Genomic DNA, 24,227 nt, shown 5'->3' with positions numbered 1-24,227 from the left:
CCCATTCCTATCAATTATCTTATTATACGGTTTTTCTATCATACGGTGATGTAAAACTATTGATATTGAAAATGCTTTAATATCTTATAAAATATTACCATGATTAGTTCATTTTGTCAGTCAAAATACATCAATTTATTATTTGGACCTGTATTTTTATAAAATGTTCTAAATAAAAAAAAGCTGTCGAACTTTCCTGAACAGATAAATAAAATATTTTTATTACAGCATAATTAATTTACCAAATGGTTCCTTCTGTGTATGGAACTCTAGTTACCTATTCTTTACATAGTCTTTCTTTTAAAAAAAGTAAAAAATTGTTAATATTGAGTTAGAAACTTAAATTTGAGGTGAATATTGTGGTAAAGAAACTATACGGTATCATTTATATGACTCCTAGACAACTTAAACTCTCTATCGTTGATTTGAACGATTTCTCAATCGTAGAAGATGTTACGTCCAATTTTTACAGTAACCACACATATGAATATCAACACAACGTCCAAGCTATTACGATGGCACTTAATGGTTTCTTACTCATTCTAAAGGAATATAGTGTCAAAAATTATCGTTTTTGGGGTAACCAGCAATCTTTAGATGATATTAGTGCCCGCTACTTAGGTGAGCAAATCTATGTTCGTACAACATTAAAAGTGCACTGGCTGAACACAAGCCAACTAACCTATTATAAAGCTGCCGCAATTATCACTCACCTAGATAATTTTAAAAAAATCAGTTCATCCCTGACATTCTTACTGAGTCTTGGTTCTGAACGCGTCTCCTTGTCTCAATTCAGTAACCACAAGTTTACCTCTACTTGGAATATCGATTTAGGCTCAGCGCAGCTTTACGATGTTAATGTGGCATTAAAGCCTAATATGAACAACCCAATCGCAGTGCTCGATGATTATATTGGGAGCAAGCTTGAACATCTTAAGCATGTTTTCGCAAATCAAACAATGCCATCTAACTTGATTTTACAAGACGCATTAATAATTAATAAGAAATTCATCCCATATGATCAGACTTCCTATACAATGCCGCTTGAAGAATTTAACAATCTCTATCGGAAAGTCACTGATGCTTCTGACCAATTCTTGATGGATTATTTTGAAGTTGATGAAAATGTGATAACAAGTGTCACCTCATATTTTTTATTGTTGCACAAGATCGTGAAATTAACTAAACCACGTAATATTATTTTGACGGATATCACGGTTTCCGACGGTTTGGCAATCGAACGTGCTCAACGTATCGGATTAAGAAAACAAAACTTCGATGAATTAATCTTGACCACAGCTGAAAACATGGCTACCCGTTATCTTACAAGCAAATCACATAGAAAAAACGTCACTTTGATTGCTATGCATCTATTCGATCAATTAAAGAAGCTGCATCATCTTGGTCAGAGAGAACGGCTGTTGCTGCAAGTATCCTGTATTCTCGCTGATATTGGTAACTATATCAATCAACAGGGTCACTATAATCATTCTGCCTACATCTTGCAGTCTACAAAGGTCCTAGGTCTGTCAGATACTGAAAATTTGATTATTGCTGAAATAGCACGTTATCATAGTAGTGAATCACCATCTTCAAGTGATACTCATTTTAAGAATCTCGATCCAGATGTCCAAATGAAAGTAGCCAAGTTATCTTCTTTCTTACGTATTGCTGACGCTTTAGATGACTCACGAGAAGAAAAGATTCGCAAAATATCAGTATCATTGCGCGAAACAGAATTAATTATTTTTGCATACTCAAATCAAAATATTGCCTTAGAACAGTGGTCTTTTAGTAATAAGGCAGAACTTTTTGAAAAAGTATTTGGTTTGAAGGCAATTTTAAAACAACGGAGGCAATCACAATGAGTAAATTTGATAAGCAAAGTTATTACAAAAATCGCGAATTAAGTTGGTTGGAATTCAACGAGCGTGTTCTTGAGGAAGCACGCGATTCTGAGAACCCACTACTTGAACGCGCAAATTTTCTTGGGATTACACAAAGTAATGTCGATGAATTCTTCATGGTTAGAGTTGCTTCCCTAAACAAAATGTATTCTGTAAACATTAAAACTACCGACGCTTCAGGAATGACCCCTAAAGAACAAATCGACAAAATTAATGAAAAAGAACAAGAGATGGTTACACGACGCTATACAACATACAACCGCTCGCTGATTCCGCAGCTGGAAAAAAGCAATATCAAGATAATTGCCCCATCAGAGACTACTGAAGAACAATATAAATTCATTCAGCGCTACTTTAATGATGAATTATATCCTGTTTTGACACCTTTAGCTGATGATTCGTCTCGTCCCTTCCCTTTCATCAGTAATAATTCATTGAATATTGCAGTACGTCTCCATGAAACTGATAACAAGAAAAACCGGCGCTTTGCAACCGTTAGGATTCCCGACGTCTTCGCAAGAATTATCAGATTACCGCATGAAGATAATACTTTCATGCTGCTTGAAGATATTATCAAGGAATTCATTGGCAGTCTCTTCATTGGGTACAAGGTCAGCGATGCTTCTACGTACCGCGTGATTCGTGATATGGACTTGGATGTTGCTGAAGAAGATACTTCTGACTTGCTGCGAGAAGTTCAACGGCAATTGAAAAAACGTGAACATGGCGGAGTGATGCGCTTAGAAATCGAAAATTCGATGCATAACCGTTTAAAAACAAGATTGATTGAAACATTAGACGTCGATAAAAAAGCAGTCTATGAAGTTAATGGACCAGTTGATCTAACCTTCTTAAAGAAATTACCTAACTTGGTAGAGGGGCATCCTGAGTTAAGATACTCAAAATTCAGATCATTTGTCGAACCATCCCTATCAAATAACAAAAATTTCTTCACAGCTATCAGAAAAAAAGATTTGTTCATGCACCATCCGTATGATTCCTTCGACTCAGTCGTGAACTTCATTGGTCAGGCTGCAACCGATCCAAATGTATTAGCAATCAAAATGACTCTTTATCGTGTTTCCGGCAAGTCACCGATTATTAATTATCTTGGACTTGCAGCACAGCATGGCAAACAAGTTACGGTACTCGTTGAGGTGAAGGCCAGATTTGATGAGGAAAATAATGTTCGCTGGGCTAAACAACTTGAAAAGATGGGCTGCCATGTTATTTATGGCCTTGTTGGATTAAAGACACACTGTAAGATTGCCTTAGTTATTCGTCATGATGATGATGGAATTCGGAGGTACATTCACCTTGGAACTGGTAATTATAACGATGTGACTGCTAACTTCTATACAGATATGGGGATTATCACTGCTAATAATGATATTGGAACTGATGCCTCTAATTTATTCAACATGCTCTCAGGTTATTCAGAACCACCGTATTTCCATAAATTGCATATTTCTCCCAAACGTATTCGAACATTCATTGATAAAAAGATTGACGATGAAATCTTGGCTGCAAAATCAGGTCACAAGGCTGTCATTAAGATGAAGATGAATTCTTTGTCCGATCAAAAAATTATTGAACACTTGTACAAGGCTTCTGAGGCTGGTGTTAAAATTCAACTGATTGTCCGTGGAATATGCTGCCTAAAAACAGAAATTCCAGGAGTCAGTGATAACATAGAAGTACACTCAATTGTTGGACGTTTTCTTGAGCACAGTCGTATCTATTACTTCTATAATGAAGGAAATGAAGATGTCTATCTTTCTAGTGCCGATATGATGACAAGAAATCTTAATCGCAGGGTCGAATTGTTGTTTCCTGCTCTTGATGACAATATCAGGCACAAAATCATTTCAATTTTTGGGACAATGTGGGATGATAATGTAAAGACGCGTATGTTGCATGGAGATATTTTCACACATATAGACCGTCGCGGCCACACACGTCTGAACGCACAAGAACACTTTATAAAAGAGGCAGAACGAAAAAATCAATTACTACTGGACCAGCAACGCGCAGAAAAAAGAAATACCTCAACTTTTATTCCAATGACCCATCATGACGGTTCTGCACGTCTCCCTGGTAGTGACAAGGAGGAGTAAAGAAATGATTAATTTTGCGGTGATTGACCTTGGATCTAATTCAGTCAGAATGACTATAACTCAGATCAAAGATGATGGTACAACCGAGGTTACTCACCAATTAAAAGAAATGGTTCGACTTTCAGAAAACATGGGTGCAGAAAAAGTTCTCCAAGAAGAACCCATTAAGCGGACACTGGAAGCACTTGTAAAATTTGAAAAAGTTTACGAAAAGCTTCCTCATCTTCATATTGAGGCGTTAGCAACTGCGGCTGTTCGGGCCGCTACCAATCAAGCCGAATTCTTACAACTTGTAAAAGAAAAGGTCGGTATCGATTTTGAAGTAATCACAGGCGAACGCGAAGCCTACTTAGATTTCTTGGGTGTAACCCGAACTTTAGATGTCGGTGAAGAGTGTCTAATTATGGATACGGGTGGTGCAAGTACAGAACTGATTCTGGTAAAGCAAAATCAAGTTGCTCATTTGATAAGTCTCCCATTCGGATCTGTAACTATTTCCCAAGCTTTCAACCTCGATAACAAGATTAAGGCTTCTGAATTATTCCTTGCGATGACCGATGTGGAAAAAGCTTTGACAGGCGTTGATTGGCTAGTAGAGGCTCATAGAACCAAGCTTGTGGTTCTTGGGGGAAGTAATCGTACCTTAGCAAAGATTGCACGCCGTAAAATTGATGCCGAAAATCCCCCAGATGTTCATGGATTTATATTAAGCAGTGATGCCGCTTTTGATATTTTTGCTGAATTGGTAGACTTGGATAAGAGCGAAAGGGAAAAGATTCCTGGACTAGCTAAGGCACGTGCTGATGTTATCGTAGGTGGGCTTACACCAATTTCTCTAATCATGCGAACACTACATATTCCACAAATACTATTTTCGAATCATGGATTGCGTGAAGGTGCATTGTTTGATTTTATGGACAAGAAAAAGAAATGATATTTAGTACCTTTAGAATCAGATAAACATTCAAATGAGTACACTTTATAAATTAAAGTTAGCAAATTCAGAGTTGGGTACTACTTACTCTATATAATTTATAGTTCGACTTATGAAACAAATTTATACTAAGTAAAAAGAAGTTATGTCAAAATTTTGACCTAGCTTCTTTTTTGTACCCATCTAAAAATTTTATTTTGCAAACTCGTGCTAAGAATCAGCACTGTTCTTGCCATACAAGCTCAGAAATCTTTCTTCAATCTGATTCAATGGCAAGCTCAACTCGACAACCCCGAATTTCAAGAAGATATGCCAAGCATGTTGAAATGAGTTGGGTTGATGTTCAAAATAACTCTGATTGAGCAGCTTTTGTAAAATCAGATAAATTTTTGCAAAAGATTGTGTTTTCCATTTGCCTTCAAGTTCATGCAGCTGCTCATCAGACACTAATAGCAAATATGTCCATTTTTTGTGATTAGCTACCTGAAAAAAGGAAACCAGTGCTTCACAATACAAATCCAAGATTGCCTCAGAATCCTCTTCAATATTATCAGTAACGACTGATCTTTTAAAAAGATTTCCTATGCAATAGTTCAGTTCAAAATAGGCATTCATCAGCTTATTAGCGGGAATCCTTTGTTCTATTCTATAATCATGAGCGACTTCACGAAAACGTACTGCATCAGTTAGTTTTTTTATATCCATTATTAAAGAGCCTCATACTTATTCTAATTAAAATAAAGAGCATCTGACTGTATCTCTAGCGTATTCAAATTCTCAAGATACCATGACCTCAAGAACTCATAGCGCAACAGCACATCAAACCAACCAATTTTGTGTTGCTGATCATAAACTTTGATACCCCAACCCAAATCACTATCGTCTTCATAATTATGTTGTTCAAACAATTCGATGACTGTTCCACTATCGAGTTTAAGAATTGGTGAGCTATTCTCCCCCAATTCGAGCATTCTGCCGCCATTTGCTGCTTCAACGAATAAACGATCAATGATTGAATTTGGAAGATTTGGATCTGCTAATTGATAAACTGCGCTATTGGAAGGATCAAGCAGCGTAAAGTCTACATCAAAGCCATAATCTTCTTTCAAGAAATTACCAATATCAAGCAAATAATTTTCAAAACCTTTAATAGCATCCTGGCTGATTTTTTCATGATACTCGACCAATAATAATTGGGTCACGGCACGGCTATTGAACCTCAATACATGCTTCTCAAAATTCAAATAAAATAGAGCCTCGCCAGTTGTCTTTTCTGTGTAGTATGCTCCGCCTTGAACTGTGTTCTCTAGCTTAAAAATGAAGTAACCAGCTGAATTAATTCCTGGAAATTCATGATAGAGTTCATTGTATCGGTCAGATGATTGTAAGATCACACGCTCTCTGTCATGGAGTGCTAACAGTCGATTAATGAAGATTAGATAGAAATCAGACTGGCTATACTGCTGCGGAAAAGTCAAATATGCAGTATCCAATTGATATGTACTCAGAGCTTGTGCAGCTTCAAATAATTCCTCTGTACTTGTTGTCGTAATCAACTGATCTAGCAACTTTGTAAAATTATATCCATTTTCAAGGCTATCTTTTAGCTGATCATTATAGGAAATTAGACGGCCAGAAGTACTTAAGGTTGTGGCATTTTCAATTGGTTCAACATCTGCACTGTTATGTGGTTTAAAAACTTCGGTTGGTTTTTCATACTCTCTACTCATTCGTATTCTTCCTCCCGTTTGTCGCTATTAAATCGGCAATGTAATCACGATATAGGGATTCACAACGAGCTTCGAAAGCATCAAAGCTACCAAATTTAGCAATAATGCTCTGTTTCTCGTAGCCGATCAATGTGTCTTCTTTCGATAACTCAAGTACTTTTTTCTCATTATCCTTGATCAAACGATATGCATCTTGTGCTTTTTCATCCTGTTCAGTCAAGTTTGAAAGTTGATTAATAAGCTGCTGTTTAGCTTCTTTTGCTTTGGAAGCTTCCCACGGCATAACCTTTTCCTGTGCAAGCTTCTTTAACTGTAATCTTGTTTTTTCTTTTTCAGCATCTCTTTGTTCTTGCGAATCAATCAATGCTTGCAGCTGATCTGCTTGGCTTGACAACATGCTGATCTTATCACTGTTCAATCGTTTGCTTTGACCTTCTAATTCAAATGCCCTTCTCAGCTTTTCATATTCAGTTGAATCAAAAATAAATTGAACTTTGATAACATCTAGTTCGCCAAAGAGTCGACGATCCCACCAGTTGCCAAAATAAAACTGAAATTTGCCCAAACCAATCTGTTCAAAGTAAAAAAATGGATATGTTTCTGCCAAATAAGCTAAGAGATTGGCGCTCAAATACTGGCCTAATTTGGCTGCGATATCACTTACAAGATTCTCATTATCAGTATCCGCACTGCCATGCTTTGCTTGAACGATTTGTTCCGAGTAGCGGTCACCATCGATCAATTGATACACCAAACGGTCATCTTTATTATCTATCGCCGTTGCCAATGTCTGCAGATAGCGAATCTTGTTGGCAACAGCCTTTGAGAGTTCTTGTGTTGCTTGCACGTGCTCTCTGTCACTCACCGTATTACTATTTGCCAAAATAATCTCCCCTTACAATCACAATTTCTATTTATAATTTATGTTTGCTTCTCAATCTCTAATAAGAATAAGCAACTCCAGTATAATTATAACATTCTAATCCTAAAACCCCCAGTATATGTGATTTAGCGACTTAAATATTTTCGTTTATAGTTGTGAATACCTGCCAAAAGAAAAGCAGACTTGTCAGCTTGATAATCTAGTTCAATATTTTCTATATCAAAGACATGTCTTTCGAAAAGATCCTCATATTCTATAACGGAAACAGACTGGCGTTTATTTAGTATTGCCCAATAGTCGACTCCCGCAAGTCCCTTCTGATAATCAGGCTGTAAAATACCAGTGAAGAATTCGGCTTGTGCACCCGATCCGTAACTGAAGAATCCAATCCGATCACCGCTTTTAATCGAAGTACTATTGACGAGCAACGACAAGAAACTCAGGTAAAGAGAACCTGTGTAGAGATTCCCAACTTCGCAGTTGAACTGTCTTGCATATTCAAATTCTCTGATCAATCGTGTGCTGTCTTCAGCTGTAGCATCCTGCAGAATTTGTCTGAGACCCTTTAACCCCATCTTGGTGTATGGCAGGTGAAAAAGCAATGCCCCATAATCTTGCAATTGATAGTTTGTCCTTTTAAGTTGTTCATCCCAGACATTTTTCAAAAAATCAAGATATACCCCAGAAGAATACTTACCATCCACTAAGGCTTTAGAATGCCCCAATGGACGCCAAAAGTCCATAATATTTTTTGCGTATGCTGAAGTCTCATTTTCCAATTCGAGAATCTTGGGATCACTACCGATAATCATGGCAATCGCGCCCCCACCTTGTGTTGGCTCACCTGGCGTTTTAACCCCATAGCGAGCATTGTCAGCCCCAATTACCAAGACCTTACTCTCAGGGTTTAGTGCTACGTACCCCTTTGCAAGTTGAAGTGCAGCAGTTGCTCCATAGCAGGCTTGTTTCACCTCAATTGTCCGAATATTTAGCTTAAGTCCTAACAAATCGGCTAAATATATCGCAGCACTCTTCGAATTATCTACTCCAGATTCTGTTGCAAAGATAACATAACTTATTTTTTCTTTGTCTTCTTGGCAGATAATCTTTTTTGCTGCTGCTGCTGCCATTGTTACAACATCTTGTGTTGGCCTAATTACCGCCATCTTGGATTGCCCAATACCAATCAGATATTTATTCGGATCTTCGTGACGCGCATTTGCTAAGTCCACCATGTCCAAATATAAGTCCGATGTGGCAAAACCAATTTTATCAATCCCAATTTTCATTAGTTTCACTCCTTGTTCCTGATAACTGTTAACTTAATAATACACGAAAAAAAGCCTCTAATGGTAAAATTCCACTAGAAACTTCTGCAAAATCACTGATAAATCTTTCTTTTAGGACATCAACAATTGAATGCCTTATAATTTTTCATTTACTTCATTTTTCATTTACTTCAACAACTTCTAAAAAATTTTCCCACACACCCAACAAATAGCGTACACCTAGATCAAACTAGAAGCACTCAGTAAATATTTTTTAGCATTTTTGCAGCATTTTTTAATACATGCGGCTCTTGCCAGAAAAAACCTTGCTGCATGATAAGGCCACCGGAAACCAGATTTTTTGCGGTAATCTTATTATCAATTCCCTCAACGACAAATTCAAAATTATACTTGTTTGCCAGATTACACCATGCTTCTAAAAATCGATAAATGATATCACTTCTTAATCCCCTAAAAGCAACTAGAGAAATCTTTAATCTGTCAATGTTTTGCAGATTATTGGATACAAATTGAAGTGAATTCTGTCCAGTACCAATATCATCTATTACGGTCTTAAAACCAATCTTTTTTAATACAGGCAGTGGTGACTTTTCGAAAAATTCATCCTGTGTCGCAAATTCTTTATTGAGCGGGATAGCTTCAGTAATTTCAATGGCAATTCTTTGATGTTCATCTGAAATATTATTTATAAAAACCCACGTTCTAGGATATTTAAATTGTTGTGGGTCGATATTGATATCAAACTTATAATCTGGAAATTTCTGCAGCAGATACCTAAATTCCTTCTCAAACCACTTAATAAAAATATCATTGTAAGTTTCACTTTCAATCAATTTTCTAAAAGTTTCAAAGGGAAACTTATCATTTCTTCTAGAACGAATCAAAACCTCGTAGTCAGCAACCGATTCAATCAATTGGTTTGCTTGAATCCTTACAATAGGTTGGCAAACTAAATAAAATTGTTTCAATTCGTCTAATATATGAACCTTATATTCTGTCATCTGACCATTCCTTTTAGAGATATAATTATAAAATCAGAGGTCCAAGCAACACAACTTTCGATATTATCCTACTAAAAATTGGCGCACATATAACCAAAGATTAGAGAAAATCTTTACCTAAGAGTATTATACACACAAACTCATTTAAATGAATATTTATTAGTTTGAAATTAGATAATTATTTAGTTCCTTATGACTAGTATCGGAAGTAAAATTAAATTTTAAATACCCTGTCCCTGATTATCTATAAATTATGCTCTCTCTTAGTGACATCCAATGTTACTACTTCACGTTACTTCACCATGTTACCCATAATAACACCTAGGACAGATAAAATGATACCACAAATATAGCTGATACTTATGTACCACCATGCATATATACGCTTTTTACTTTCGATCAATCCTAAAATTTCTACGTTCATCGTTGAAAATGTCGTAAAGCCTCCTAATATACCAACCCCTATTATTAAATACGCAGCTTTAATCGTTGATAAACCATATAATATGCCTAACAAAAATGAACCTAATAAATTAATTAACAATGTTGCTGTCGGCCAAATCGTTCGTGAATTCTTTTTAATTGTTGTAGTAATTAAATATCGCAAAACAGATCCTAAAGCTGCCCCAATTCCTACAAAATAAATCACATTCTATTCCCCCGTTTCATACTACGACCACTCAACCTACCTAGCTTCATGCCGCAAAAGGCACTCAAGTAACCGCCAACGATACTTATTATTAGATAGACAATCATATATGTATGTAAATGTAACTCTGCAATCTTAACGGTATCCAAACAAAAGCTTGAAAAAGTCGTAAAGGAACCAATTAACCCAGTTCCCAATCCAAGTGTAATCCAGGAAGCTGGGGTCTGCGACTCAAGTAAGAAGTATGTTAAAAATGCTAGCAAGAAACAGCCAATAATATTAACAATGATAGTTCCGTTAAAATCAAACCAGACTCCGAGCAAATAACGGAAACTTCCGCCTATAAATCCAAAAAAGGCTACACTTGCAATGTTTTTAAAACTCATTTTATTATTCCTCCTCAATATTTGAAGCAAATTTAATCGTTACGTTCCATTGCTAATACGATAGTAGTATTATATGCTAAGATAAGATAATCAATGACTATGAGGTGATTTATTTGAAAAAAATTGCAGTATATTGTGGTGCATCAACTGGCAACAATCCGCATTTTAAACAAGCAACTATTGAACTTGCCAAATGGATAGTTTCAAATAATTATGAATTGGTTTACGGCGGCGGAAAATATGGCCTGATGGGTATTTTAGCCAATACAGTCTTGGATAATGGTGGAAAAGTCACAGGTATAATTCCGCAAAACTTATTCGATCGTGGCGTTGCCCTTGTAGGTATCACAAAACTCGAAGTTGTTCCTGACATGTCTCTACGTAAAAAAAGAATGCTCGAACTAGCAGATATCTGTCTTGCACTTCCTGGAGGGGCCGGAACGCTCGAAGAAATCGCTGGAGCATATTCATGGGCTCGTATTGGTGACAACCCTAGTCCTTGTGTGCTATTGAATATTGATCATTATTATGACTTGCTCGAGCAATTCTTTAATGAAATGGTAGATAACGATTTCTTAAGCACTGATCACCTGAATAAGTTGTGTTTTGCAAAATCACTTAGTGAAGCTGTAACGTTTGTCAATACATATTCTCCACCAAGACTGCGCAGTTATCTATAATTTATCTTACCTTTCATTACTCATAAATATTTATTCTAAAATCAAAAAAGAAACCTCGGCTAAAATTTACCAATGTATAAGCTTGAGGTTTCTTTTTATCGTTAACATATATTATAGCTGACGAAAAATTAATTAAATGGATTCCAAAAGCGCCCATTATTGACCTTAAACAGCAGGACTCCAACGATTACAATCAGAAAAATTACAAAAAATGCCAAGTAGTCCGCCATTTCAAAGCGCCGGGCCATGTACCATGTACGTTTATTATGCCGCCCGAAACGTCTTAGCGACATTGCCTGACTGACAGTCTCGATTCGGTCCAAACTTGTAAAAATCAGCGGCAAAATAATCTGAACCGCTCCCTTTGCTCTTGTTATCAGATTGGCCTTCTTAGAAATCTCATAACCACGTGCCTGTTGGGCCAAACTAATAGTTCGGTAATCACGTTGAACATCTGGAATGTACCTTAATGTAATCTCCACTGAGTAACTGATTCGATAAGAGACCCCAATCTTATTAAGACTAGCTGCGAATTCACTCGGTTCAGTGGTCAATAAGAAAATTAGAGCCAATGGAACAGCAAACGTATATTTTAATAATACATTGAAAAGATAGAGTAATTCTTCCCAAGATAGATTAAAAAATTGATTTGGGTTTCCAAGTATCATGTGATGACTTCCATAAATAGAAATCCCATATCCTGGTGAGAAAACATATACCAAGAAAATATTGAAAGCAGCAAAAGCTATGATTACTTTCAAAATAAAGGAAATCTCGCTAAGCTTAATCTGTGATTTCCAAAATAAAATTATTGAAAACAAAAAAATACCTAATAGAAAACGTGTATCGAAAGTTACCATCCCAATGATGGACAAGCTGACAAAGCCAATTAACTTGGTGCTGCCACTCAAACGATGCATGAATGTATCACGTTCGTTATAGCCGACAAAAAGGTTTTTAGACATTATCTCATCCGCCTTTCCGACTCAATGAACTTTGCAACAAAATCATCCGCCGACGGTAATCCAAAGCGGCTAGCCAGCGTATATAGGCTTGTCTTTGCAAGAGATGCTCGCTGCAATATGTTATCACTAGTCAATACCTTTGCTGGAGTATCATCCATGATTACATGTCCAGCATCCAAGACAATCGTTCTCGTAGTATATTCAAGCATTAAGTGCATATCATGGGTAATCAGGATGACTGTCAGATCTTTTTCAGCACATACTTTTTCCAAAAAGCTCATTATTTCAGTGTAATGCCTGAAATCTTGCCCTGCAGTTGGTTCATCGAGGATCAGCATCTTTGGATCAAGCACAAGAATTGCTGCAATCGTAACGCGTTTCTTCTGGCCAAAGCTGAGTGCCGAGATTGGCCAATGACGCATTTCATATAAACCGCAAATTTTCAAAACTTCGTTGACCTGCGTTTGAATCTCTTCGTTTGAAATTTCTCGCAACACCAATCCAGAAGAAACTTCTTCAAAAACAGTCGTTTTAGAAATCATCTGATTAGGATCCTGCAAAATATACCCGATTTTTTCAGAACGTTCTTTGACTGACAGATCAGCCATATCTTCTCCAGCAAATAATATTTTGCCGCTATCCGGCGTCAAGAAGCCTGTAATCAAATTGCTTAGGGTCGACTTACCAGTCCCATTCTGACCAACAAGACTAATTATTTCACCTTGATGAACAATCAGATTCAAGCCATCAATTACATTTTTGCCAGCACCATAGGCAAATTTTATATCCCGTAGTTCCAATAAACTTGTCATTTTTTTATCTGCATATGTTAGTTTTGCACCCTTAGTCCATGACTTCAAGCTCTCGGCAATTGCAGGATTAGTGATTGTTTCAGCATGACCAATCTGCCGACAATCCGTTATTGCAATTCCAGCACGTCTAAGAACGCTCAAGTATAACGGTTCTCTTAGTCCAAGTCCAACAAGCTCTTCCGATTCAAGAATCTTGTTCGGACTATCGTTTGCGACGATTTCACCATCACGCAGCACTACTAATCTATCAATATTCGCATGCAAGACCTCTTCAATTCGATGCTCAATAAGCACCACTGTCAAGCTCTGTTTTGTTGCCAGTTCATCAATTAGCTTCATTGAGGCAAGCCCAGCTGCTGGATCTAGACTAGCAAGCGGTTCGTCAAATAATAAAACTTGACTTTCATCTATCAGGACACCTCCCATTGCAACACGTTGTTTCTGTCCCCCAGAGATTTCTTGTGGTGAATTCTTCAACAACTCATTGAGTTGCAATGTTTTTGCCCACTTAGAAACCGCGCTTTTCATCTCGGCTTGGGACACTTGATCATTTTCAAGTGAAAATGCCATATCTTCCGCAACTGTCAAGCCCACAAATTGACTATCGGAATCTTGTAATACAGTTCCCACATCAAAAGATAGATCAAATAATGAACTATCAGCAACCTCCTTTCCATTAACAACACAGGAGCCACTAATCGTACCTGGATATGCGTGAGGAATCAGTCCATTGATAACACGCCCAAGTGTGGATTTGCCAGAGCCTGATGCACCGGCTATCAAGACCTTTTCACCGGGATAAATATCAAGATTGATATGTTTCAATGTATCTTCAGCTTGTGAATCATATTTAAATGAGAAATCTTTGAAACTGATCAGTGGTTCTACCATTTTACTTTTCCTTCTTCAAACTGCCACGTTTTGTTCTTGTTTTTGCATATAATACCAAGAGAACTGTACCAATAACTGCTACAGAGATACTATTCAATAACCAAGCTGCAAGTCCTTGAACGTATACTTTGCCTGCTGGTTCATGATAAATCAAAATATCACCTGTTGGAGCAAGAAGAACCCAGCCAACAAAGTTAACAACAACTTGATAGACGTTGAAAAGAACTAATTTACTAACTGAAATTTTACCACTTTGGATATCTAGTTGACGTTTGAACAAACCAAAAGCAACTCCGACCAAACCGTCAACGATGACCCATGTCCACCAAGGAGAACCATAGGTAACAAAGTCATTTAAAGCATGTCCGATAAACATTGCCAGCCCCGCCGCAACTGGTCCATAAATTGCAGCTAATAACGGCAAAAATCCTTCAGCCACATTTACCTGAGTATTTGAGATACCAGTTGGAATAGCGATAAACTTCATTAAGACAAAAATAATTGCGGCGCCAATTCCCGTAGCTACAACGGTTTGAACAGATCTATTCTTATTTGACATCAGTAACACATCCCCTTATTAATAATAAATTATTTATTCTTCTCAAATTAACTGGATTAAAAAAGCGCCCTTCAGCTGAAAGGGCGCACAAGCGCGGTACCACCAATCTTCAGACCATACTGGTCCCTTAAATTATCTAAGATTAATAACGAGTATCACTCGGATAATGGCTTATTTACTAATTCAACTCACCATCTCAGACTTCTAAAGAACCATTATTCGTCTCCAGATTGACATCGCTTTACAGCTAGCGCGACTCTCTTGTGAAAATCCGAAGATTACTTATTCTCTCACAGTCAATATTAAGAATTCAATGTTGTAATTCTACAATAAATAGCCAACAAAATCAATACAGTCACTCTAATACCCCGCATCTAAATCAACTAAATTGTGTAATGGCTTGTCTGCGAGATACTTCTCAAGATTATCATCAAACAAAGGAACAAATGTATCCTTAAAGTGTGCCATCAGGCCTGAAATATGCGGAGTTGCTACGATTTTAGGTGAATGCCACAATGGTGAATCTTTCTTTAGAGGTTCTTCTTCAAAAACATCCAGATATGCACTCTTAACATAGTCATCGGACAGAAGCTGTGTCAAATCCGAGGTAACTACTGATGTACCGCGACCAACATTAATAAACGAGTAACCAGGTTTGATCTTCTCCAGCTTGTTTTTATTAAAGAATCCATTAGTGTACTTGGTTCCTGGAAGAATATTTATGACATAGTCAGCATTATATTTCTCCTTGGCCGATTCAAAATCATCCATTGTAATGACCCTGTCAAAATCATCTGCCAATCCAGCATCAGCTCCATGGCGATTAACACCAATAGTTTTCATCTCAAAGAAGTGACAATATCGTGCAATCTCCTTGCCGATGTTACCTGTTCCAAAAATCAATGCTGTTTGCTCGGAAGTTTCATATACTTCCGGTTCATCCCAAGCACCTGGATTCTTTATAATAGGTCTTAATCCACGATTCTCGATCAGTAAATATGCAGCAACAGTTTCAGCAATATAGCGTGAATGCAGACCAGAAGCCGTTGTTAGCTTAATATTACGCTTTGCAAATTCCTCCAGTGGAAAATAGTCGACACCGGCCGACTTGGATTGGACCCATTTGAGCTTCCTGCTTTTTAGTAGTTCATCTGCCTGAGAGATTTTCCAGCCAAGTATAATCTCTGCATCCAAGTAATCACTGGCATCTGTTGTAAATTCAACGGTTGGGTATTTAGCACGTAAATATTCCAACTGAGTGTCTTTTATGCTCACAAGTATAAGTGCTTTTTTCATTAAGAATCCCTCCAAAGCATGCTTTTGTACTACGCAATTTTATTAATTGCAGATAACAATCTTACCAATTGTTCGATTAGTTTCAATCATTTCATGTGCTTTACGCAATGTCTCAGCATTAACAGCATGTAATACTTCCGTCACGGTCGACTTAAGGACACCATCATTCAGCATTGTTGAAATTTTCTCAAGAATCTCGTGTTGTGAAATCATTTCTGGCAACTGGTAGAAAGATTTGGTGTACATCCATTCCCATGAAAAAGTAACACTTTTAGGCTTTAACAAACCAAGATCAAGCGGTTCTTGATTGCCTGTGATTGAAGTAATTCGACCATTAGGTTTAATCATCTTCGCCATCTCGGCCCAATGCCCATCGATATCACTGAGCTGTAGAATATAATCTACTCCATCGATTCCTTTTTCTTTTAGTTGTGTTGGCATATCAATTCTATGATTAATTGTATCGATCGCACCATGAGCCAGGGTCCAGCGAATTGACTCTTCTCTTGAAGCCGTTGCAATAACTTTAAGACCTGCCCAAGCTGCAAGCTGTGTTGCAATCGATCCAACACCGCCGGCACCGTTGATAATCAGGATTGTTTTCTTTGCATTCTCAATCCTTTTAGTTCTTGATATCTGGAGTTTTTCAAACAACGCCTCCCATGCTGTTAAGGAAGTTAGCGGCATTGCTACACTTTGTTGTTGTGTTAACTTCTTTGGGGCGAGTGCTACAAGACGCTCGTCAATTAATTGATAATCAGCATTTGAACCTGGACGGTCAATTGCACCTGCATAAAAGACACGTTCACCTTTTTCAAACAAGCGAGCCTCATCACCACGGCCAACAACTTCACCCAAAGCATCCCAGCCAAGAATCCTTGGATGATCCTTATCTAGCTGTTCTTTCTTATTCTTACGAGTACTAATGTCAACTGGATTGACTGCAACTGCCTCTATCTTGACTAGCAAGTCACGCCCTTTTGGAATTGGCTTAATTGTCTTAAAGTCAAACAAGCTATTCTCCTCAGATATAGGTAAATGTTCTGTGTATCCAACAGCATTCATCATCTCAACCATAACTATCTGCACTTCCTTTTCAGTAACTATACCCTTATATTGCAACTTTACTTACAATTTGGCAACTTTAACTGACTAATTTTGGCAAAGAGATAATTAAAATTATCTATTACTTTATAAATAACTCAGAATGTGCTGGAATAGTCTTAGCTAGAACTTTGCCGCCCCTAATATTGTAAAGAACTTCCGCGTGCCTATTCAACACACTATAAAAGTCCGCTCCATTTAATAAGATACAGTTTGCTGGCAACCCAACTTTGATCCCATATTTTTCACTAATATGCAGAGTCTTAGCCGCATTATAAGTCACATATTTATATGAAGATTGGAGTTGTTCATATCCCATTAATTGTGCAGCATAGACTCCCATATGGACAGGGTCCAGCATATTCCCATCACCTAGAGGACTCCATGGATCTTGCACATCATCTTCACCAAAAGATACATTGATTCCCGCCTTTGATAGTTCCTTAACACGTGTCAATCCACGCCGCTTGGGATATGTATCAAAACGACCTCCCAAGTGCATGTTGACCAGTGGATTAGAGACAAAATTCATCTCTGCCATCTTTAATAATCTAAATAACTTATAAGTGTATGCATCATTATATGAGCCCATGGCAGTTGTATGACTTGCGGTTACACGATTTTTCAAGCCCGTTTCATAAGCCAAGGTTGCAAGAACCTCAAGATTACGGGTAGCTGGATCATCAATCTCGTCACAATGAACATCAATCAGCGTGTCATACTTCTCTGCCAGTCCAACCAGATACTTAAGTGAATCGGCACCATAAAAGTGATTAAACTCATAATGAGGAATACCGCCGACAACATCTGCCCCCTCTTTAAGAGCCTGCTCTAATAGTTCCTTACCATTAGGAAATGACAGGATACCTTCTTGCGGGAAAGCAACTAACTGTAAGTCAACGACATCTTTTAACTCTTCTTTGAGTTCCAGAAGTGCCTGAAGGGCAATTAGATTAGGGTCTGTAGTATCTACATGACTCCGAACGAACTGTATTCCGAATTTAATTTGCCGATAAATTGTTTTACGGGCACGTTCTTTAACATCCTGAATGCTCAAACTCTTCTTACGTTCAGACCAGATTCTAATTCCGTCAAAGAGTGTTCCTGTCTGATTCCATTCTGGTTGTCCTGCGGTCAAAGTTGCATCCAAGTGAATGTGTGAATCAATAAAAGGCGGTAATAGTAGATGACCTCCCCCATCAATTACTTCTTCACCGGCTTGGGGCTGCAAGTCCGCAGCAATCGCAGCAAACTTGCCATCCTCAATCCGTATACTTTTCAAATCTTGTTCATTCTCAATATGAACATTGCTGATTAGCATCTAATCTCTCCCTTTCTTAGAAAACTTCATCAAAGCAAAGTATAATACCGCACTAAGCAGCATGTCGATAAACGTAGCACCTACTGTCAAGTTTAAGAAATCAACTTTTTGCCAAACAAAGAAAAAGACTGCTCCAATTACCCATGTGATAATCGCAGTCCAGTTAATCCCGCCACGATACCAGTATAATCCATTTTGTTTCGTTAATTCGTTTACCTTGTACTCTTTTTTCTTCAAAATATAAAAGTCTACTATAACAATGCTGATGATTGGTCCAAGAACCATTCCAATATAATCAAGGAAAACAGTAAAGGCATCCAAGAAGCTACCCATAATCATTGGAATAAAGGTCACAATAGTAGCCAGTACAGCCACAATCCATAAGGAAACCTTCAAACTCAACCTTGGAAAAACATTTGAAAGAGCCGAACCTGCAGCCATCAGATTAACGGCGTTCGCAGTCATACTGGTTAATATAATGACAAGCAAGGCAATTATTCCAAGGCCCAACTTGCTTGCAATAGCACTTGGATCGGAATTGTTCGGATCATATGCACCAGACGAAACCGCAATACTGATTGTCGCAACTAAACCAATAAATGCAAACCAAAGTACCCCAATCAATGCACCAACAAATGGCATCACAGTTGCACTACTCTTTTTCTTGGTAAAGCGGGTAAAATCAGCACCAGCAGTCACCCAAGCGAGGTTAAACGCCGCAACCGTATCAATTGCCGCCCCAATATTCATTTTGAACTTACTAGGAACATGCCACGCAGCGATCTGATCAAGTGATACTGTCTTGAATACAATGATTGACTCCCAAAAGACAAAAATAAATACAAGTATTATTCCGATACGTTCAATCAATTGGACAGAACGCGAACCACTTGCAATACTAATAATATGCAAAATACTCATTACCGCAATTCCTAAGAACATTCCAGTATTACCGCCTGGATTTCCAAATAAAGGCAACCCCACTAAGTCATGTAAAAGATAGCTAACCGATGTCGCAGCGATAAAGGTATTGACTGCGGTCCATCCAATAAATTGCGTAAAATTAATTAACGATGGCAAGAAACTACCGCGTATTCCAAACGATGCCCGACTGATTCCCATCGTTGACACACCAGTCTTATAACCAATAAAGCCAATCAAAGACAAAAATATATATGATAAAGCCGACGAAAATACCAAAACATTCATTGCGGCAACAAAACCGCACGCAGCAAGAACTCCCCCGATATACCACGTACCATTGTTAGCATTTGCACCAACCCATGTTGCAAACATATCCCAAGCTGACGTGCGTCGCTCCTCAATGGAGATACTTAAGCTCTTTTCTTTGTCATTATTCACTTCAATCCCTCTCCTCTTCCTCAATCTAATATTAAAGTATATTATAATCTCATTAATTAGAGAAGAAGTTTTGCATAGATACTCATTTAACCTCTCTTTACAATAAAATTTGTGTTTAATACTTACGAATGTTAAACAACAGAATGTATGACCTAAGTTGCCAAGGTTTAAATATTAAGTCTTTTGCATTATGAATACCATTATTACGCAACAAAAAAGGACCAAGTCAAGAGATAACTTTCGACCTAGTCCATCTTTGAAAAAATACAAAGCACATGCTAACATGCTGTAATTTTTGTTTATCTTAAATTTATATTAATTCATCAATGAATGTTTGCGACCATATGTGAAGTATAGAACCATACCAATTGCAAACCATACAACAAACCTTAACCAAGTCTCCCAGTTAAGTCCGGCAACTAAAACTAAACAGAAAATAATAGCAATAATTGGTGTTACAGGAACGCCTGGTGCACGGAAACCACGGTGAAGATCTGGCTGACTTTTACGCATCCAGAGAACACCTGCAGAAACCAAGATAAATGCTGTCAAAGTACCGATATTTACAAGTTCTGCTAAAATGTTCAAGTTGATAAAGCCACCTGCGAGAGCTGTGATAATACCAAAGAACCAAGTTCCCTTAAATGGTGTTTTGTACTTCTCATTAACTTCACCGAAGAACTTAGGAAACAGTCCATCGCGTGACATTGAATAAGTAATTCTTGACTGACCATAAAGCTGAACCAAGATAACAGTTGTCATACCCAAGATAGCACCAATACTTACGATTACTGACAACCATGTCTGGCCTGTCGAAGCAAGAACAGCCAAGATGGGAGCATTAAGGAACTTGTTGAACACAGTATACTTAACAACACCTGTCATGATCAATGTCATAATGATGTAGAGTACTGTAGAAATCAAAAGTGATATCAGAATACCACGTGGTAAAGTCTTACTTGGATTAATTGTTTCTTCAGCACTTGAAGCAACAGAGTCAAAACCAATAAATGCAAAGAACACGATTGAAGCTGCTGGAATAATTCCTGCTTTAGCACCAGCATGTGTTGAGAACCAACCATATGGTGAGAATGGAACCCAGTTATGAGGTTTGATAAACCAAACTGTACATACAATGAACAATACGATAACTGCAAGCTTCAAGATAACCATTGTATCATTAACACGTTTTGTTGAATTGATCCCAATTGAGATAACCCATGTAATTACGATAACGATCAAGAATGCTGGTAAATTGAATATCGTATTGACACCAGGTGTTGTTCCAGCTGCTGCGGTAAGAACAGTTGGCAAATGAATTCCCATGTTATCTATGAGGTTAACGAAATAACCAGACCATCCAACTGAAACCGTTGCGGCACCTAATGCATATTCCAAAATCAAATCCCAACCAATAATAAAGGCAACAATCTCGCCAAACGCCACATAGGAATATGTATAGGCTGATCCAGCAACAGGAGCGATTGACGCGAATTCTGCGTAACATAAACCGGCAAATCCACAACAGATAGCAGCAATTAAGAATGATAGAGATAATGCAGGCCCTGCTGTTAAAGCACCCTTACCTGTTAAAACAAAAATCCCAGTACCAATAATGGCACCAATTCCTAGAAAAGTTAAATCCATAGTGCGCAGTGTACGTCTAAGTGGGGTTGCACCACTTGTGAGCTCTGCTACACTCTTCTTTCTAAAAATACTACTCATACAAACATCACCTTTCATTTGATGTATTAATGATTTTATAATCATATTCTTAGAATGTCAATTTTATAACTACATTTCATGTAGTGTTTTATGACATAGAATTGCTGATTTGCAATTTTTATCTTGTTTTCAAAAGTAAAATGCCACCATTTTATATGTTTTATTAATGTAAGCGGAACACTTTTTTGATTTCGGGAAAATTAACTTTATTTATTAGAGCTAGAATTAAACTGCTTTTTTCAATATTTTAGAATGGCCTTCTAACAAGACTTGATATAAAAAATATTAAACTTTACAAAAAAATAAAATTAAGTTGACGTTTTTACATTTCATTTCGTTTGTATAAGTGTAAGCTGCTGCAGCACTTGCAAAATAAAAATGGAGGTGTTTTACATGAGTAAAGCATGGGTTAAATCAAGTATCGCAACAACAGGTATTAGTGCAGATGGCTCAGAAATTAAGCATTCTTTCAACAACCTTAAGGAAGGTTTAACGGAGGACAACATCAATGCTTTTACCACAATCTTGAATACTTTGTTAGCTGATGAAATCTCAGAAACAAAGGTCACCACCGTTGAAACAGTTGCAAAATAGCTGTAAAGATACCAAATAAAAATTAGGGGGAGTTCAAATGAAACAATTAGACATGGTTTTTGGCAGTCAATCTGGTAAAACAAAGAATCACTTCCGTCTCAGCTATGCGAATAACGATCTGAATAAAGAAGTCATTCAAAAGGCAATGGCAGATCTAGCCGAACTTGGAATTTTCGTCAATAAAAGCGGTGAACAGATTTATACAACACCAATCTCTGCTAAATATGTAGAGACAACAGATACACCGATTTTCGAATAATCATGTAAAAACTGACATATAAGAATAAGACAAAACACCACAGTAAAGAATTTTCATTTTCTTACTGTGGTGTTTTGTCTTAAATTGATAAACTTTTTTAATATGCTGTAACCAACAAATAAATAGCAAGTCCAAATGCTGCAAATGCAATTAAGATCCGCAATAAATGTATATTGACATGACGAACAATGATCGGTCCAACATATCCACCTGCCAACAATCCTACACCCATTGGGATCACATAATGCCATGCAATATGCGATTTAAAAATAAAGATGAATGTCGCAGTTAAGTTCCCGGCAAATGTTATCACATTCTTCATTGCATTAACGATATGAAATTCTTCGTCTGTAATTGCCGAGAGAATTGCAAGAAACAACACACCACCCGCTGCACCAAAATAACCAGTATATCCACCAACTAAAATTATACAAATCGAACTGATAACTAGTTTTGACATACTTTGCGCTTTATTCTGTCCATTTAGTTCACTGCCACCGGCCACTTTCTTCTTACGACTAGACATCAACAGAAGTACACCTGCGCCAAAAATAAAGAATGGCACAATTTTCTCAAAAGACGCAGACGGCAAGTACAGCAACAAACAGCTGCCAAACACACTACCAACAAGCGATAAAACTACAAAAAATAATAATTTTTTCCAATGATTTTTCAATTCTTTAAATGAAGAAATTAACGAACCGATTCCTGAAAAAATCAATGCTGTCGTATTGGTAACATTGGCGATTACTGGTGGAACACCAACCAGCAATAATGCTGGATAAGATACTAATGATGCCAACCCTGCAACTGATTGCAGTAATCCAGCAAAAAAACCAGCAATTACCAAAAATATAATAATCCAAAGCATATTAAATTTGCACCCTTTTCTTCTCTCTTACAAATAAAATTCTCAAGCTGTGGAATTATTATACCTTGAATAAGCACTATTGAACAGAATCAACTTTCACTTTTTCAGCAACAAAACCACTTGCTGAATTAACAGCAACACGTGCTTTCCCTTTTTTCTTAGCTTGATAAAGTGCATCATCTGCTGCTCTGACAGTCTCGTATATTGTCCCAAAATTATGACTATCTGCAATTCCTCCAGAGCATGAAACATGTAATTTTTTTCCTGATTCAGTATTATAATTTTCTGCTTGCAAATACCTAATAAAACTATTTAACTTTGTATGTACCAATTCAATAGATGTATTTTCAAGCAGGATACAAAATTCTTAACCACCAAAACGATAAATTGTAGCGTTGTTTTCGTTATCATTCACTATATGATCCATAAGCTTTTTTGGAAAACTTTCCAGAATACCATTTCCCTCATTATGACCAAATTCATCATTGAATTTTTTAAAATCATCAATATCTAGCATTACAGCTATGTAACTTTTACCAGATTCCTGATTTATAATTGATAAATTTTTCGTAAATTCTCGATAGTTATACAGACCGGTTAATTTATCATGGGATTTCATATATTCTAGTTCACTTATCCTTTCCTTCTTCTGATTAATTTCTCTGAAAAAGATATAGGAAAAGCGAATAATCAATAAACAACCTGATAACACCTTCAAGAAATTTGCGATGGTATAGAAATGAATATCAAAGTATCCAACAGCAGGATTCATGGTTAACAAACTAATGAAAACCAAAGTAATGCTATAGCGATAAAATTGAACAGTGAAAGACTTATTCAAGAATGTATTCATCATAAAAAAGATAATCATCACAGAAACAGTGCTCAATGC

At 37.1% G+C, this 24,227-nt stretch carries 22 protein-coding genes and 1 pseudogene; 6 read left to right on the top strand and 17 right to left on the bottom strand.

Going from position 1 to position 24,227, the window contains the following annotated elements:
- Positions 1-359: 359 nt before the first annotated feature.
- Genes GSM_RS02045 through GSM_RS02035 form a run of 3 tightly spaced genes read left to right on the top strand, consistent with a single transcriptional unit; the run spans position 360 to position 4,958 of the window.
- Positions 360-1,868 carry a hypothetical protein gene (locus tag GSM_RS02045; protein ID WP_003688949.1) on the top strand — a complete coding sequence of 503 codons (1,509 nt, stop codon included), beginning with the start codon at positions 360-362 and terminating at the stop codon, positions 1,866-1,868.
- Positions 1,865-4,024, top strand: coding sequence for an RNA degradosome polyphosphate kinase (locus tag GSM_RS02040; RefSeq protein ID WP_003688951.1), 2,160 nt, complete (start codon positions 1,865-1,867; stop codon positions 4,022-4,024). The genes GSM_RS02045 and GSM_RS02040 overlap by 4 nt, the downstream gene beginning before the upstream one ends.
- Before the next feature lie 4 nt (positions 4,025-4,028).
- Positions 4,029-4,958: a Ppx/GppA phosphatase family protein gene (locus GSM_RS02035; RefSeq protein ID WP_003688952.1), complete on the top strand. Its 930-nt coding sequence runs from the start codon at positions 4,029-4,031 to the stop codon at positions 4,956-4,958.
- A 210-nt stretch (positions 4,959-5,168) separates the two neighbouring features.
- Here the strand turns inward: GSM_RS02035 and GSM_RS02030 are convergent, their stop codons facing one another.
- The 7 genes from GSM_RS02030 to GSM_RS02000 all read right to left on the bottom strand — a co-directional run bounded on the left by GSM_RS02030 (position 5,169) and on the right by GSM_RS02000 (position 10,896).
- Complete coding sequence (locus tag GSM_RS02030) at positions 5,169-5,663, bottom strand: hypothetical protein (protein WP_003688954.1); 495 nt, start codon at positions 5,661-5,663, stop codon at positions 5,169-5,171.
- Between the two features lie 23 nt (positions 5,664-5,686).
- Entirely contained in the window at positions 5,687-6,688 is a 1,002-nt protein-coding gene (locus GSM_RS02025) for a hypothetical protein (RefSeq protein WP_003688956.1), read from the bottom strand.
- Entirely contained in the window at positions 6,681-7,571 is an 891-nt protein-coding gene (locus GSM_RS02020) for a hypothetical protein (RefSeq protein ID WP_003688958.1), read from the bottom strand. The genes GSM_RS02025 and GSM_RS02020 overlap by 8 nt, the downstream gene beginning before the upstream one ends.
- 125 nt (positions 7,572-7,696) lie before the next feature.
- A complete protein-coding gene (locus tag GSM_RS02015) occupies positions 7,697-8,860 on the bottom strand; it encodes a hydroxymethylglutaryl-CoA synthase (protein ID WP_010077735.1) in 1,164 nt (387 codons plus the stop codon).
- Between the two features lie 239 nt (positions 8,861-9,099).
- Entirely contained in the window at positions 9,100-9,861 is a 762-nt protein-coding gene (locus tag GSM_RS02010) for an EAL domain-containing protein (protein ID WP_003688974.1), read from the bottom strand.
- 292 nt (positions 9,862-10,153) lie between these two features.
- Positions 10,154-10,510 carry a fluoride efflux transporter FluC gene (locus GSM_RS02005; RefSeq protein ID WP_003688975.1) on the bottom strand — a complete coding sequence of 119 codons (357 nt, stop codon included), beginning with the start codon at positions 10,508-10,510 and terminating at the stop codon, positions 10,154-10,156.
- The gene (locus tag GSM_RS02000; protein WP_003688977.1) at positions 10,507-10,896 is read right to left on the bottom strand and encodes a fluoride efflux transporter FluC; all 390 of its coding nucleotides are present in this window, start codon (positions 10,894-10,896) and stop codon (positions 10,507-10,509) included. The genes GSM_RS02005 and GSM_RS02000 overlap by 4 nt, the downstream gene beginning before the upstream one ends.
- 113 nt (positions 10,897-11,009) lie before the next feature.
- Between GSM_RS02000 and GSM_RS01995 the strand changes: the two genes are divergently transcribed.
- A complete protein-coding gene (locus tag GSM_RS01995) occupies positions 11,010-11,576 on the top strand; it encodes an LOG family protein (protein WP_003688979.1) in 567 nt (188 codons plus the stop codon).
- Between the two features lie 128 nt (positions 11,577-11,704).
- On the opposite strand, the gene GSM_RS01990 is transcribed toward GSM_RS01995, so the two are convergent.
- From GSM_RS01990 to GSM_RS01955, 8 genes are all read right to left on the bottom strand, one after another.
- Positions 11,705-12,541, bottom strand: coding sequence for an energy-coupling factor transporter transmembrane component T family protein (locus GSM_RS01990; RefSeq protein ID WP_003688982.1), 837 nt, complete (start codon positions 12,539-12,541; stop codon positions 11,705-11,707).
- Positions 12,541-14,244: an ABC transporter ATP-binding protein gene (locus GSM_RS01985; protein ID WP_003688984.1), complete on the bottom strand. Its 1,704-nt coding sequence runs from the start codon at positions 14,242-14,244 to the stop codon at positions 12,541-12,543. The genes GSM_RS01990 and GSM_RS01985 overlap by 1 nt, the downstream gene beginning before the upstream one ends.
- 1 nt (position 14,245) lies before the next feature.
- Positions 14,246-14,803: an ECF-type riboflavin transporter substrate-binding protein gene (locus tag GSM_RS01980; protein ID WP_003688985.1), complete on the bottom strand. Its 558-nt coding sequence runs from the start codon at positions 14,801-14,803 to the stop codon at positions 14,246-14,248.
- A 360-nt stretch (positions 14,804-15,163) separates the two neighbouring features.
- Positions 15,164-16,099: an NAD(P)-dependent oxidoreductase gene (locus GSM_RS01975; RefSeq protein WP_010077734.1), complete on the bottom strand. Its 936-nt coding sequence runs from the start codon at positions 16,097-16,099 to the stop codon at positions 15,164-15,166.
- Positions 16,100-16,141: 42 nt separating this feature from the next.
- Positions 16,142-17,176, bottom strand: a complete 1,035-nt coding sequence (locus tag GSM_RS01970; RefSeq protein ID WP_010077733.1) for a zinc-binding alcohol dehydrogenase family protein — start codon at positions 17,174-17,176, stop codon at positions 16,142-16,144.
- Positions 17,177-17,285: 109 nt separating this feature from the next.
- On the bottom strand, positions 17,286-18,524 hold the full coding sequence (gene codA / locus GSM_RS01965; protein ID WP_010077732.1) for a cytosine deaminase: 1,239 nt from the start codon (positions 18,522-18,524) through the stop codon (positions 17,286-17,288).
- Positions 18,525-19,886, bottom strand: a complete 1,362-nt coding sequence (locus GSM_RS01960) for a cytosine permease (RefSeq protein WP_010077731.1) — start codon at positions 19,884-19,886, stop codon at positions 18,525-18,527.
- Between the two features lie 315 nt (positions 19,887-20,201).
- A complete protein-coding gene (locus GSM_RS01955) occupies positions 20,202-21,611 on the bottom strand; it encodes an amino acid permease (RefSeq protein ID WP_010077730.1) in 1,410 nt (469 codons plus the stop codon).
- A gap of 393 nt (positions 21,612-22,004) precedes the next feature.
- Here GSM_RS01955 and GSM_RS01950 point away from each other — a divergent pair, with 393 nt between their 5' ends.
- Positions 22,005-22,205, top strand: a complete 201-nt coding sequence (locus GSM_RS01950; RefSeq protein ID WP_010077729.1) for a DUF1659 domain-containing protein — start codon at positions 22,005-22,007, stop codon at positions 22,203-22,205.
- A gap of 37 nt (positions 22,206-22,242) precedes the next feature.
- Positions 22,243-22,464, top strand: coding sequence for a DUF2922 domain-containing protein (locus GSM_RS01945; RefSeq protein WP_010077728.1), 222 nt, complete (start codon positions 22,243-22,245; stop codon positions 22,462-22,464).
- Positions 22,465-22,561: 97 nt separating this feature from the next.
- On the opposite strand, the gene GSM_RS01940 is transcribed toward GSM_RS01945, so the two are convergent.
- Positions 22,562-23,335, bottom strand: a complete 774-nt coding sequence (locus tag GSM_RS01940; protein ID WP_010077727.1) for a sulfite exporter TauE/SafE family protein — start codon at positions 23,333-23,335, stop codon at positions 22,562-22,564.
- A 76-nt stretch (positions 23,336-23,411) separates the two neighbouring features.
- Positions 23,412-24,188, bottom strand: a pseudogene (locus GSM_RS15350) (GGDEF domain-containing protein).
- Positions 24,189-24,227: the final 39 nt, after the last annotated feature.

The organism is Liquorilactobacillus mali KCTC 3596 = DSM 20444, assembly GCF_000260415.1.
In the GTDB taxonomy this organism is placed as follows: Bacteria; Bacillota; Bacilli; order Lactobacillales; family Lactobacillaceae; genus Liquorilactobacillus; species Liquorilactobacillus mali.
Note: the sequence above shows the minus strand (reverse complement) of the source record. Positions and strands in the feature narration are given on the sequence as shown.

Excerpts from the sequence above, each read along its gene's own strand:
- GSM_RS02040 (WP_003688951.1), top strand. The coding sequence starts at position 1,865 with ATGAGTAAATTTGATAAGCAAAGTTATTACAAAAATCGCGAATTAAGT.
- GSM_RS02035 (WP_003688952.1), top strand. The coding sequence starts at position 4,029 with ATGATTAATTTTGCGGTGATTGACCTTGGATCTAATTCAGTCAGAATG.
- GSM_RS02030 (WP_003688954.1), bottom strand. The coding sequence starts at position 5,663 with ATGGATATAAAAAAACTAACTGATGCAGTACGTTTTCGTGAAGTCGCT.
- GSM_RS02025 (WP_003688956.1), bottom strand. The coding sequence starts at position 6,688 with ATGAGTAGAGAGTATGAAAAACCAACCGAAGTTTTTAAACCACATAAC.
- GSM_RS02015 (WP_010077735.1), bottom strand. The coding sequence starts at position 8,860 with ATGAAAATTGGGATTGATAAAATTGGTTTTGCCACATCGGACTTATAT.
- GSM_RS02010 (WP_003688974.1), bottom strand. The coding sequence starts at position 9,861 with ATGACAGAATATAAGGTTCATATATTAGACGAATTGAAACAATTTTAT.
- GSM_RS02000 (WP_003688977.1), bottom strand. The coding sequence starts at position 10,896 with ATGAGTTTTAAAAACATTGCAAGTGTAGCCTTTTTTGGATTTATAGGC.
- GSM_RS01990 (WP_003688982.1), bottom strand. The coding sequence starts at position 12,541 with ATGTCTAAAAACCTTTTTGTCGGCTATAACGAACGTGATACATTCATG.
- GSM_RS01985 (WP_003688984.1), bottom strand. The coding sequence starts at position 14,244 with ATGGTAGAACCACTGATCAGTTTCAAAGATTTCTCATTTAAATATGAT.
- GSM_RS01980 (WP_003688985.1), bottom strand. The coding sequence starts at position 14,803 with ATGTCAAATAAGAATAGATCTGTTCAAACCGTTGTAGCTACGGGAATT.
- GSM_RS01975 (WP_010077734.1), bottom strand. The coding sequence starts at position 16,099 with ATGAAAAAAGCACTTATACTTGTGAGCATAAAAGACACTCAGTTGGAA.
- GSM_RS01970 (WP_010077733.1), bottom strand. The coding sequence starts at position 17,176 with ATGGTTGAGATGATGAATGCTGTTGGATACACAGAACATTTACCTATA.
- codA (WP_010077732.1), bottom strand. The coding sequence starts at position 18,524 with ATGCTAATCAGCAATGTTCATATTGAGAATGAACAAGATTTGAAAAGT.
- GSM_RS01955 (WP_010077730.1), bottom strand. The coding sequence starts at position 21,611 with ATGAGTAGTATTTTTAGAAAGAAGAGTGTAGCAGAGCTCACAAGTGGT.
- GSM_RS01950 (WP_010077729.1), top strand. The coding sequence starts at position 22,005 with ATGAGTAAAGCATGGGTTAAATCAAGTATCGCAACAACAGGTATTAGT.
- GSM_RS01945 (WP_010077728.1), top strand. The coding sequence starts at position 22,243 with ATGAAACAATTAGACATGGTTTTTGGCAGTCAATCTGGTAAAACAAAG.
- GSM_RS01940 (WP_010077727.1), bottom strand. The coding sequence starts at position 23,335 with ATGCTTTGGATTATTATATTTTTGGTAATTGCTGGTTTTTTTGCTGGA.